Source organism: Streptomyces sp. AP-93 (assembly GCF_022808175.1).
Taxonomy (GTDB): Bacteria; Actinomycetota; Actinomycetes; order Streptomycetales; family Streptomycetaceae; genus Streptomyces.
Genome location: NZ_JALGBX010000010.1, coordinates 81,895 through 93,603, shown reverse-complemented (window position 1 = coordinate 93,603; position 11,709 = coordinate 81,895). Strand labels below are relative to the sequence as shown.

Here is an 11,709-nt window from a genome sequence, read left to right as displayed (position 1 = left end):
TTGGTGCACGGATCGTTCCCGTTCCTTCTCCGGCGCCCTCTGGGAGCGTGGGTTGGACCGTTTGGTCCCCTCTTACATCATTAACAGAGGGATGAACGACCGGATGGGTTGCCTGGGACGGGTGGACGTGGCGAGGGCCACGCCCGATCGCGGTCAGCCCGCGTCGGGCTTCGGCCCCTTGAGCACCTTGCTGACCCACTCGAGCGAGCCTTCCTTCATGCCGCGCACGTAGTGCCAGCCGTTGTGCTCGCCGTTCTGGATGTCCCGGATGGTCATCTTGACCGGGCCCTTGGCGTACTTCTGCCGGAACTGCGTCATGCGCTCCTTGCCGCTCTCCTTGGTCCCGATCTGGAAGTTGATGTAGACCTCGGGACCGCCCGCGTCGATCAGCTTCTGGGCGAGCTTCTCGGGGTTGTTCGCGTCCATCTCCGCCTGGTGGCCCTTCCAGAACGGGGAGTCGGGGACGATCTCGCCGCCGCTGGCGATCACGGCCTTGAACTTGTCCGGGTGCTGGAGGACCTGCTTCATGCCGACGAAGGCGCCGGAGGAGGAGCCCATGAAGGCCCAGCCGTCGCGGGACTTGTACGTACGGAAGTTGGCGCGGGTGAAGTCCGGGACGTCCTCGGAGATCCAGGTGCCCATCTTGGGCTTTCCGGGGATGTCGGAGCCGTCGTAGTAGTACTTCGCGTCCGGGTTGAGCACCGGCATGATCACGATGAACGGCAGGCTGGTGCCGGCCTTGACGCCCTCGCTGATGGCCTTCTGGAGGCCGAGGCTGCGGTCGGCCCAGTAGTTGTTCGGGAAGCCGTTGCCGCCGGGGAGCGCGATGAGGACCGGGAAGCCGCTCTTGGCGTACTTCGGGTCGCCGTACTCCTTCGGCGTCCACACCCAGACGTCGCCCTCGAAGCCGGACTTGGCGCCCTTGAGGCGGGTCTTGGCGATGATCGTGCCGTCGTCGAGCTTGGTGGTCTGCTTGAACTCGGAGCTCGGGCCGGTCGCCTGCTGCACGTCCGGGTCACCGGTCGGCGCGGGCGGGCTCGCGGGGGCCTGGCCCGGGTTCCCCCGCGCCGCCCCCGCGTCGGCGGAGGGCGGGGTCTTGCCGAAGCTCACCGAGGAGCCGTTGCCGGAGAACCAGTCCAGCTTCCAGGCGGCGAAGCCACCGCCGCCGAGGACGAGGACGAAGGCCATGGCCGCGCCGGTCCACAGCATGCGGCGGGAGCGCCGCGCGGGCCTGTGGGACACGGGGCCGCCGGGGGGCCCGGGTATGTGCGGGGGGACGTAGGCCGCGTCGCGGTACGGCGGGTCGTCCGGGTCGTCATCGGGGCGGTAGGGCCGGTACGGCGGGTGGGACTGGTACGGCTGGTCATCGGGCCGCGGGCGCTGCGGGTCCTGGTGCACGAACTTCGCTCCGAACGGTCATGACTGCCCCCCGGTGGGACAGAAGGGACTGGGCTCCCCCTAGTCCTGATGCGTGAATCCCCTGGAAAGTTCCAAATCAACGCAAAAACATGATCCGAATTCCGGGCACGTCACCTCAGCCCGTCCAGGACCCCCGCGCCCTGCGCCGCCGGACTGGGCGGCGCAGGGCGCGGTCGGGTGAAGTGCCCGGCATCGCCGCCGGGTCAGTCCAGGGTCGGGGCCTGGCGCAGGATCTCGACCTCGAGGCGCTGGAGCGCGGGGCTCGACGAGATGCCCAGGTCCTCGGCCATGCGCCGCTGGTGCATCCGCAGCACCGAGAGCGCGTCGGCCTGCCGTCCGGCCCGGTACAGGGCCAGGCTGAAGAGTTCGCAGCCGTATTCGCGGAGCGGATGGGCCTGCGTGAAGCCCGCCAGTCCCGAGCCGGAACGCGACCACGGCCTGCGCGAGGGCGTCGCCGTACATGTCCAGGATGGGCAGGACCTTGTCCCGCGCGCACTCCACGTCCAGCAGGCCGGCCGATTCCTCGATGGCCGCGTAGAGAACGTGCACCGGGCTTTCTTCGGTGCCCCCGGTCGCCTCACTCATGGCTGGTTTCATCGTCTTGACGCTTCATGTGGGCAAGACTCGGACACCGATCTTGCCGTCCACTGTTCCGCGACTTGACGCCGACTTGGCGGGGATCCGCGCGGGGAGAACCGGCACGCCGAGCTCCCGGCGGACAGGGGCTCTCGTTCGAGAACCCGTCCGCCGGGAGCGTGACGTGCGGCCCGCGGCCGGCTCAGCCCTGCGGCAGGATCTCGTCCTCCAGGCGGCGGGACAGTTCCACCCGGCGCGTCTTCATCGTGGCCGTACGGGGCAGTTCGGCCAGCGGGATCTGGATCGGCTCGGCCAGCTGGGGATAGGCGGCGACGGCCGTGCGCCAGCGGTCGGGATCGAGCGGCTTGTCGTCGTGGGTGCAGACGATCGGGACCCCCCGGGAATCGGGGCCCAGCACGACGACGAGCTCGACCAGTTCCTCCAGCTTGTCCAGCACGAGGTCCTCGATCTCCAGGCTGCTGCCCACCCCGGGGATCATGTCGATCTCCCGGTCGAGCATGTGCAGGCAGCCGAACTTGCTGCGGTAGCCGACGTCCCCGGTGCGCCACCAGCCGTCGTGCACGTTGGCGTCGTAGCGCTCCTGCTCACCGTGGTACGTCTTGGCGATGCCGTCCCAGCGGGCGTCGATGAGCCCGGGGTTCTGCGCCGAGGGCCGCTTGCCGTTCTGGCTGACCAGCCGCACCCGCGCGCTGCCCGGCAGCGGGTAGCCCACGCGGCGCCCGTCCATCCGGTGCGCGGACCAGCGGTAGTACGGCCGGCCCACGGCCGGGCCGACCTCGCTCTGCCCGTAGATCTGGAAGAACTGGGCCCTGCGCGCGGAGGCCCCGAGGAGCCGGCGGACCGTCCTCGGGTGGATCGCGTCGAAGGTGCTGCTGAAGTACTTCACCGAGGCGAAGGGCTTCCGCGGATCGTCGGCCAGGTTCTCCCACGCCAGGAAGGAGTTGGGGAGCGCCTCGATCAGTCCGGGCCGGTGCTTCAGGAAGAACTCGGCGACGTCCGCGGGGGCGCCGCGGTTGACCAGCAGCACCGGCATGCCCTTGGAGAGGCACAGGGCCATCGCCGCGAACATCCGGGAATGCCCGAAGGCGATGTGGATCGCCACCGTCTCGCGCCCCCGCATCAGCGCCAGCAGGACCAGCTGCGGCCGCAGCCGGGCGCGCATCGTCCGCGGGGTGTGCACCACCAGCTTGGGGATCCCGGTGGTGCCGGACGTGTGCGTGATCATCGCCGGCTCGTCCAGGCCCTGGAGCACGGGCCGTACCGGCGGGGAGCCGGCGAGCTCGGCGAGCGAGACCGCTCCGGGGGCGGCTTCGCCCACGCTGATCACGCTCCGGGTGAGCTCGGCGAGCGGCAGCCCGGCCAGCGCCTCCAGCTTGGGGCCGTCGGTGAGCAGGTGCGGCTTGTCGAGCCGCTCCAGGAGGGCGGCCATGGTCGGGCCGTCCAGGGTGTGCGACAGCATCACCGGGACCGCGCCCGTGCGCGCCACCGCGGTGGCCAGCAGCCAGACGTCGAAGTTCGCCGCCTTGTGGACCACCACGTGGTGGCCGGCCTTCACTCCGGCGGCCGATATCCGGCCCGCGAGGTCCTCCACGTGCCCGGCGAGACCGGCCACCGTCAGGCTCCGGCCCGCCTCGGGCAGCACGTCGAGATCGTGATCGAGGGTCAGCGGCGTCGAGCCGCCCCGGACCGCCGCCCTCTCCGGCACGGACCCGAGATAGAGACCCTGCTTGTGTATCGAGTTCCGCCTCATGAGACCTCCGTCCAGACCCGCGTCGCTCCCGGTGTTCACTGGACAACGGCGGTCTGTGTACCGACACTTCGGAGCTCCAGCATCCGCCGTGGGACTTGGGCGGAACTGACCCGCGAGTTGGCCTCCACTTGGCAGGGGGCAGCCACGGTGCGGGCACGGGGCGGGCACGGGGGCGGCCACGCCGAAGGGGCCGGCCCCCGCAGGAGCCGGCCCCTCGTGACCTGCGTCAGGACCCGGTGAGGTGCTCGGGGCGGACCGGCGTCTTGTTCAGCTCCAGCCCGGTCGCGTCGCGGATCGCCGCGAGGACGGCCGGGGTGGACGACAGGGTCGGGGCCTCGCCGATGCCCCGTACCCCGTACGGGGAGTGCGGGTCGCCCAGTTCGAGGTAGTCGACCGGGAGCGTCGGCACGTCGAGGATGGTCGGGAGCAGGTAGTCCGTGAAGGAGGGGTTCTTCACCTTCGCGGTCTTGGGGTCCACGATGATCTCCTCCATGATCGCGACGCCCAGGCCCTGGACGGTGCCGCCCTGGATCTGGCCGACCACGGACAGCGGGTTGAGGGCCTTGCCCACGTCCTGGGCCGTGGCCAGCTCCACGACCTTGACGAGCCCGAGCTCGGTGTCCACCTCCACCACCGCGCGGTGCGCGGCGAAGGAGTACTGGACGTGGCCGTTGCCCTGACCGGTGCGCAGGTCGAAGGCTTCGGTGGGGCGGTGGCGCCACTCCGCCTCGATCTCCACGACCTCGTCCTCCAGGACGTCCACGAGGGCGGCGAGCACCTCGCCCCCGTCGGTGATCACCTTCCCGTCCTCCAGGAGGAGTCCGGCTTCTGCCCACCCCGCGTGCTCGGCGCCGAACTTGCGCCGGCCCATCTCCAGGACCTTCGCCCGGACGAGCCCGCAGGAGTTCTTGATGGACCCGCCGGTCATGTACGTCTGGCGGCCCGCCGACGTCGAACCGGCCGAGCCCACCTGGGTGTCGGCGGGGTGGATGGTGACCTGCTGGACACCGAGCTCGGTACGGGCGATCTGCGCGTGGATGGTGATGCCGCCCTGGCCGACCTCCGCCATGGCCGTGTGGACCATCGCGACGGCCTCGCCGTTGATGACCTCCATGCGCACCTTGGCGGTGGAGTAGTCGTCGAAGCCCTCGGAGAAGCCGACGTTCTTGATGCCGACCGCGTAGCCGACGCCCCGGACGACGCCCTCGCCGTGCGTGGTGTTCGACAGACCGCCCGGCAGCGCGCGCACGTCGGACGCGCCGTCGGCGCTCTCCCACTGGCGCTCGGGCGGCAGCGGACGGGCCTTGACCCGGCGCAGCAGCTCGGCGACCGGGGCCGGGCCCTCCACGACCTGGCCGGTGGGCATGACCGTGCCCTGCTCCATGGCGTTGAGCCGGCGGAACTCCACCGGGTCCATGCCCAGCTTCGCCGCGAGCTTGTCCATCTGGGCCTCGTACGCGAAGCAGGCCTGGACGGCGCCGAAACCGCGCATCGCGCCGCACGGCGGGTTGTTCGTGTAGAGGCCGACGGCCTCGATGTCCACGTCGTCGATGACGTACGGGCCGACCGAGAGGGAGGCCGCGTTGCCGACGACCGAGGCCGTGGAGGAGGCGTAGGCGCCGCCGTCCAGCACGATCTTGCACTTCATGTGCGTGAGCTTGCCGTCCCGGGTGGCGCCGTGCTCGTAGTACAGCTTCGCCGGGTGGCGGTGCACGTGCCCGAAGAAGGACTCGAAGCGGTTGTAGACCATCTTCACCGGCTTGTTCGTGCGCAGCGCGAGCACGCTGGCGAGGATCTGCATCGAGATGTCCTCGCGGCCGCCGAAGGCACCGCCGACGCCGGCCATCGTCATGCGGACCTTCTCCTCGGGCAGCCCGAGGACCGGGGCGATCTGCTTGAGGTCCGAGTGCAGCCACTGGGTGGCCACGTACAGGTCGACTCCCCCGTCCTCGCAGGGCACCGCGAGTCCGGACTCGGGGCCGAGGAAGGCCTGGTCCTGCATGCCGAAGGTGTACTCGCCGGTGACGATGACGTCGGCGCGCTCCCGGGCGGCCGCCGCGTCTCCGCGCAGGATGGGCTGGCGGTGCACGATGTTCGGGTGCGGGACGTGGCCGGAGTGGTGGTCGTCGCGGTTCTCGTGGACGAGTACGGCGCCGGGCGCGGTCGCCGAGGCCTCGTCGGTGATCAGGGGCAGCTCCCGGTACTCGATCTTGATCTTCGCGGCGGCGCGGCGGGCGGTCTCCGGGTGGTCGGCGGCCACCAGGGCGACCGGTTCGCCGTGGTGGCGGACCTTGCCGTGCGCCAGGACCGGAGTGTCCTGGAACTCCATCCCGTAGTACTTCACCGGGGTCGGCAGGTCCTCGTAGGTCATGACCGCGTACACGCCGGGCAGGGTCAGGGCCTCGGAGACGTCGATGGACAGGATCTCGGCGTGCGCGACCGTGGACCGCAGGGCCTGGCCCCACAGCATGTCCTCGTGCCACATGTCCGAGGAGTACGCGAACTCGCCGGTCACCTTCAGGGTGCCGTCCGGGCGCAGCGTCGACTCTCCGATGCCGCCCTTGGTACGGGTGCCCTGGGTGACCTCGGTGGGAATGCCGGTGGTGGTGCCAGCCATGGTCAGACCGCCCTTTCCTGGAGTCCTTCGTGTTCCCGGCGGGCAGCGGCCAGGCGGACCGCGTCCAGGATCTTCTCGTAGCCCGTGCAGCGGCAGAGGTTGCCGGACAGGGCCTCGCGGATGTCCGCGTCGGACGGCTCGCCGACCCGCTCCAGGAGCTCGTCGGCGGCGACCAGCAGACCGGGCGTGCAGAAGCCGCACTGAACGGCGCCGCAGTCGATGAAGGCCTGCTGGACGGCGGAGAGCCGGCCGCCGCCGCCGCTCTCGGTCTCGCTCTCGGTCTCGCTCTCGCTCTCGCTCTCGGTCCCGCTCTCGGTCCCGCTCTCGCCTACGACCGTGCCGGTGTCGCGACCCCCGTGCGCGACACGCTGCTCGGCGTAGGCGGCGAGTCCCTCGACCGTCACCACGTCGCGGCCCTCGGCCTGACCGGCCGCGACCAGACAGGAACAGACCGGCACGTCGTCGAGGCGGACCGTGCAGGAACCGCATTCGCCCTGCTCGCAGGCGTTCTTGGAGCCGGGCAGACCCAGCCGCTCCCGCAGCAGATAGAGGAGGGACTCACCCTCCCAGACGTCATCCGCTTCCCTCGGACGGCCGTTGACCGTGAGATTGACGCGCATGGTCACGCAACTCCTTCCGCGCCGCGGCTCGTTCCGCGGCGGTACGACTCCCAGGTCCAGCCGAGCGCGCGGCGGGCCATGATGCCCACGGCGTGCCTGCGGTAGCTCGCGGTACCGCGGACGTCGTCGATCGGGTTCGCGGCCCCGGAGCAGAGCTCCGCGAACCGCTTGGCGACCGACGGGGTCAGGGTGCGGCCGTTGTCCCAGAACCCGCCCTCTTCGAGCGCGGCGTTCAGGAACTCCTCGGCGGCCTTCGCCCGGATCGGGGTCGGCGCCGCCGAGCCGATGCCGGTACGCACCGTCCTGCTGTCCGGGTGCAGGGCGAGCCCGAAGGCGCAGACGGCGATCACCATGGCGTTGCGCGTGCCCACCTTGGAGTACTGCTGGGGGCCGTCGGCCTTGGTGACGTGGACGGCCCGGATCAGCTCGTCGGGGGCCAGCGCGTTGCGCTTCACCCCGGTGTAGAACGCGTCGATCGGGATCAGCCGGGAGCCCCGTACGGACTCCACCTCCACCTGGGCGCCCGCCGCGAGCAGCGCCGGGTGCGCGTCGCCGGCCGGCGAGGCGGTACCGAGGTTGCCGCCCACGCTGCCTCGGTTGCGGATCTGCGGCGAGGCCACGGTGTGCGCGGCGAGCGCGAGACCCGGGAGTTCCCGGCGCAGACTCTCCATGATCCGCGTGTACGGCACGGACGCGCCCAGCCGGACCACGTCCCCGGCCGCGCCCGCGCCGACCCCACCCACTTCCCACTCCCGCAGTTCCGTGATGCGGTTCAGGTCCAGCAGGTACCCGGGACGCCGGTGGTCGAAGTTGATCTCGACCATCACGTCCGTCCCGCCCGCGATCGGCACGGCCGTGGGGTGGGCGGCCTTCGCGGCGAGCGCCTCCCCCCAGTCGGCGGGGCGAAGAAATTCCATGAGCGGCTCTCCTCGTTCGCATGTGGCCAGAAGTCGTCGTCGGCCGCATGCGCAGAAGTACATCCCGCGCCCCACGGGGCGAGGCAGTCACCGATCGCTCAGAACCGGCTTCTCCGACGGCTGTGGACGAGCGTGCTTTCGTACGGCCACACCCCGGTGAGCTGCACCGATCCACCGCCGGCACAGCCGGCGCCATGCGAAAGTAGCGATCATGCGGCTACGCGAACTCCTGGACGCCACCGAGCTCGGACTGCTCCTGCTCGTGGGCCACGACACCGACGACACCGACGACAACGACGGCATCCCGCCCGGCACCCCGCTCGACCGGACCATTTCCGCCGTGGCGACCAATGACCTGTCCGACCCCGGCCGCTTCCTCACCGGCGGCGAGCTCGTCCTCACGGGGCTCGCCTGGTGGCAGGGGGACGGGGACGCCGAATCGTTCGTACGCGTCCTGCACCGGGCGGGCGTCACGGCCCTCGCGGCCGGCGAGGTCGAACACGGACTCGTCCCGCACGACCTCGTGCGCGCCTGCCGGCGCCACGGGCTCCCGCTGATCGCCGTACGGCCGGAGACCTCGTTCGCCGCGATCACCGAGCACGTCCTGCGCCGGCTGCACCGCCGGGACCCCGGCAGCCTCGCCGGCCTGGCCGCCCTGGTCGAACGCCACCGGCGGCTGCTCACCGACCGGGCCGCCCCGGACTCCGTACTGGAACTCCTGCGGCACACCCTCGGCTTCGACGTGCGTGTCCTGTCCGCGACGGGACGCCAGGTCGCCGGGGCCCGGCCGCCGCTGCGCGCCAAGACGGCGGCGGCCCTGGCCGCCCGCTACCTCGCCGCCCGCCGCGCGGGCGAGAGCGCCCCCCACCACGTCACGGTCGGCGGCCGCCCGTACTCCCTCGTACCGGTACCCGCGCCCGCGCCCGTCCGCGTACCCGTACCCGGACCCGGACCCCTCCCCCACCCCCACCCCCACCCCCACCCCGCCGAACTGGGCGACTGGCTGCTCGTGGTGGAGGCCGACACCTCGCTCTGGGCGACCCCCGACCGGGAACTCCTCGACCGCACCGTCGAGTTGGTCGCCGACGCCCGCGCCGCCCGCGAACAGGCCAACACGGCGCGCAACGACCTGGCCGACCGGTCCCTCGCCCTGCTGCACAGCGACGTCCCGGCCGAGGAGATCCCCCTCCGGCTGCGCAGCACCGCACAGGCCGTGGTCAGCGGAGTCGGCTACTGGCCGCGCCTGCAGTTCGTGGTCGCCGCGGGCGAGTGGCACGCAGCCCGTCCCGTCCCCGCCGCGGCGCTGCGCGTCCTGCTGGAGGAGGCCCTGCTCCAGGAGGACGGCCCGGTGCCGGTCTCCTCGGAGGACATCGCAGCCACCGTCGACGGCGACCGGGCCGTGCTCCTCGTCCTGGTCCCCGGACCCTCGGAGGCACACCCCGACCCGGCCCTCGACCACGCCGCGCTCGAGCGCAGGCTCTCCGCGGCGCTCGCCCGCTGGCTCGGCCCGGCGGACAGCGTCTCCATCGGCGTCAGCTCCCCGGTCCCCGAGCCGGGGAACGCCCGCCGCGCCCTGGAACAGGCGCACAACGCCCTACGGATCGCCCACGCCGCCCCCGGGCAGGTGACGGTCCGCGGCCCGGAGGACCTCACCTCCCACATCCTGTCCCTGCTCCCCCTCATCCCCGCCGAAGCCCGCCGCGCCTTCGCCACCCGCCTCCTGGGCCCCCTGCGCGATCACGACGCCCGCCACCGGACCGACCTCCTGACCACCCTGGAGACCTTCCTCGACTGCGACGCCTCCTGGACCGCCTGCGCCGCCCGCCTCCACCTCCACGTGAACTCGCTGCGCCAGCGCATCGCCCGCATCGAACACCTCACGCAACGCGACCTGTCCCGCCTGGAAACCAGACTGGACTTCCTGGCAGCCCTCAAATCCGGCTGACCGGGGATCACCGGCACAAGGCCCCTCTCGACGGCCGCGATCGCTATGGTTGGCTCATGACCGCACTGCCCGACTGGATGCGCCCGCCGCGCACGGAAGGCTGGTTCGCGGAGGACCTCGACCGCCTCCCCGAGGCGCCCCGCCACACCGAGCTGATCGATGGAGCCCTCGTCTTCATGATGTCGCCCCAGAGGTGGTGGCACGGCCACCTCATCACCATGCTCACGGTCGCCCTCATGGAACAAGCCCCCGCCGACACCAGAGTCGGCCGCGAGATGACCATCAAGCTCGATCAGCGCAACCGGCCCGAGCCGGATCTGCTGGTGACAACTGCCGACTTCGACGGTGACCGGACCTGGTTCGCACCAGACGAAGTACGGCTCGTCATCGAGGTCGTCTCCCCCGAATCCGCCCACCGAGACCGCACCGTCAAACTTCGCAAGTACGCGGAGGCCGGCATCCCGCACTACTGGCGCGTCGAGGACGAGGACGGGGCACCCGTCGTGCACGTCTTCGAGCTCGAAGAACCCGTCGGCGCCTACGCGCCGGCCGGCATCTTCCGTGGCACCCTCCGCCGCCCGGTGCCCTTCGAGATCAGCCTGGACCTCGACAAGCTCACGCCGCCCCGGAGCAGCTGAAAGTCGGCAGGGGATGCGGAAGGGGCCGGACTCGTCGGAGTCCGGCCCCTTCCGCTGCACGGGCTATGCGCCCCCGGTCACAGCCGCTTCGCGCTCCGCAGGGTCGTCGCGTAGTAGCCGTTGCCGTCGAGGCGGGAGGTGCCGCCCTTGTCGCCGATGGTCGGGCCGTTGGCCTCTTCGCGGCTGGAGATGAAGATCTGGTGGCCGTCGGTGTCGGTGCCGAGGTAGATGCCCGTGTGGTCCAGCCGGTCTCCGGTGCGCCCGTCCAGCTTGAAGAACAGCACGTCGCCCGGCTGCAGGACGTCGATCGAGGTGGGCCGGGCCTCGGCGCCGACCCCCTTGAGCGGGATGACGTCCACGCCGATCTTGGAGCGGGCCATGCCGTTCGCGGTGCGCGGCAGGCCATCGCCGCTGGCGGTGTCCGAGGCCATCAGCGGGAAGCGGGCCCGGTAGCCGAAGACGGTCCGGATGAAGCCGGAGCAGTCCATCGAGCGGGCGCGCATCGCTTCGGGCTTCGCCGTGGTCCCGTTTCGGAAGGTGTACGGGATGCCCAGGTAGTCGTAGAAGTCCGACTCCTCCAGGCGGTAGTCGTTGCCGACCGAGCCGTTGGGGTTGATCGGGCCGAAGTTCGCGTCGCCGGCGTACGAGACGCCCTCCGCGTCCTTCTTGACCGGGGCCTGGTCTCCGTACTGGAAGGACATGGCGAAGAGGTCGTCCTCCTCACTGCCCAGGTACTTCTTGAACCACTCCTGGAACCACTGCTCCTTCTCGGCACCGCTGCGCCAGGTCTCCGGCATCAGCCGCACCCAGTTCTCGGTGACCACCCGGGTCTTGGTGGTGGCCGGCTCGGTGAAGGTGCGGCTGGGGCCGGTGAGCGTGGCGGTGCGGGCGCCGTCGGTGAAGGTCGCGAGGATCCCGCCCTTGCCGTCGCGCAGCACGGAGCGCTCCGGGTTCTTCAGCCGCTCCCACTTCTGCGCGCTCTCGGCGCCGCCCCCCTTGCCGGCGACGGGGGCGTCGACGAGCGACTGGATCGCGGGCGCCTTGGCCTGCTCCTCCTTGCGCAGCTCGATGGTGAAGTAGACGCTGCCGGCCAGCAGGGCGATCACGGTGGCCGCGTGCAGGACGGGACGTGTGCGGCGCTTGGACGTGGCGGTCATCGGTTACTCCGGGCGAGGTCGGGTCGGGCGGGCGAAAGGACGGGCGGGG

The 11,709-nt window shown here is 71.3% G+C and carries 9 protein-coding genes; 2 read left to right on the top strand and 7 right to left on the bottom strand.

Annotation, left to right across the window (positions count from 1 at the left end; translation table 11 throughout):
* Window positions 1–153 precede the first annotated feature (153 nt).
* From MTF69_RS18280 to MTF69_RS18255, 6 genes are all read right to left on the bottom strand, one after another.
* Window positions 154–1,398 (bottom strand): alpha/beta hydrolase, encoded by a 1,245-nt coding sequence (locus MTF69_RS18280; protein WP_374323300.1) that lies wholly within the window; start codon window positions 1,396–1,398, stop codon window positions 154–156.
* Between the two features lie 224 nt (window positions 1,399–1,622).
* Complete coding sequence (locus MTF69_RS43410) at window positions 1,623–2,000, bottom strand: BTAD domain-containing putative transcriptional regulator (protein WP_243335828.1); 378 nt, start codon at window positions 1,998–2,000, stop codon at window positions 1,623–1,625.
* A gap of 197 nt (window positions 2,001–2,197) precedes the next feature.
* Window positions 2,198–3,766, bottom strand: a complete 1,569-nt coding sequence (locus MTF69_RS18270; RefSeq protein ID WP_243335826.1) for a class I adenylate-forming enzyme family protein — start codon at window positions 3,764–3,766, stop codon at window positions 2,198–2,200.
* Window positions 3,767–3,992: 226 nt separating this feature from the next.
* Entirely contained in the window at window positions 3,993–6,383 is a 2,391-nt protein-coding gene (locus MTF69_RS18265; RefSeq protein WP_243335825.1) for a xanthine dehydrogenase family protein molybdopterin-binding subunit, read from the bottom strand.
* 2 nt (window positions 6,384–6,385) lie between these two features.
* Window positions 6,386–7,003 carry a (2Fe-2S)-binding protein gene (locus tag MTF69_RS18260; protein WP_243335823.1) on the bottom strand — a complete coding sequence of 206 codons (618 nt, stop codon included), beginning with the start codon at window positions 7,001–7,003 and terminating at the stop codon, window positions 6,386–6,388.
* Window positions 7,004–7,005: 2 nt separating this feature from the next.
* On the bottom strand, window positions 7,006–7,920 hold the full coding sequence (locus MTF69_RS18255; protein ID WP_243335822.1) for a xanthine dehydrogenase family protein subunit M: 915 nt from the start codon (window positions 7,918–7,920) through the stop codon (window positions 7,006–7,008).
* 211 nt (window positions 7,921–8,131) lie between these two features.
* On the opposite strand from MTF69_RS18255, the gene MTF69_RS18250 reads away from it, so the two are divergent.
* Both MTF69_RS18250 and MTF69_RS18245 read left to right on the top strand, forming a co-directional pair.
* Window positions 8,132–9,865 (top strand): PucR family transcriptional regulator, encoded by a 1,734-nt coding sequence (locus tag MTF69_RS18250; protein ID WP_243335820.1) that lies wholly within the window; start codon window positions 8,132–8,134, stop codon window positions 9,863–9,865.
* 56 nt (window positions 9,866–9,921) lie between these two features.
* The gene (locus tag MTF69_RS18245; RefSeq protein WP_243335818.1) at window positions 9,922–10,503 is read left to right on the top strand and encodes a Uma2 family endonuclease; all 582 of its coding nucleotides are present in this window, start codon (window positions 9,922–9,924) and stop codon (window positions 10,501–10,503) included.
* A gap of 77 nt (window positions 10,504–10,580) precedes the next feature.
* Here MTF69_RS18245 and MTF69_RS18240 read toward each other — a convergent pair whose 3' ends face one another.
* The gene (locus MTF69_RS18240; protein ID WP_243335816.1) at window positions 10,581–11,660 is read right to left on the bottom strand and encodes a C40 family peptidase; all 1,080 of its coding nucleotides are present in this window, start codon (window positions 11,658–11,660) and stop codon (window positions 10,581–10,583) included.
* Between the last annotated feature and the right edge of the window lie 49 nt (window positions 11,661–11,709).

Bases quoted from the DNA above. Each gene is read 5' to 3' on its own strand.
- MTF69_RS18270 (WP_243335826.1), bottom strand. From the start codon at position 3,766: ATGAGGCGGAACTCGATACACAAGCAGGGTCTCTATCTCGGGTCCGTG.
- MTF69_RS18265 (WP_243335825.1), bottom strand. From the start codon at position 6,383: ATGGCTGGCACCACCACCGGCATTCCCACCGAGGTCACCCAGGGCACC.
- MTF69_RS18260 (WP_243335823.1), bottom strand. From the start codon at position 7,003: ATGCGCGTCAATCTCACGGTCAACGGCCGTCCGAGGGAAGCGGATGAC.
- MTF69_RS18255 (WP_243335822.1), bottom strand. From the start codon at position 7,920: ATGGAATTTCTTCGCCCCGCCGACTGGGGGGAGGCGCTCGCCGCGAAG.
- MTF69_RS18250 (WP_243335820.1), top strand. From the start codon at position 8,132: ATGCGGCTACGCGAACTCCTGGACGCCACCGAGCTCGGACTGCTCCTG.
- MTF69_RS18245 (WP_243335818.1), top strand. From the start codon at position 9,922: ATGACCGCACTGCCCGACTGGATGCGCCCGCCGCGCACGGAAGGCTGG.
- MTF69_RS18240 (WP_243335816.1), bottom strand. From the start codon at position 11,660: ATGACCGCCACGTCCAAGCGCCGCACACGTCCCGTCCTGCACGCGGCC.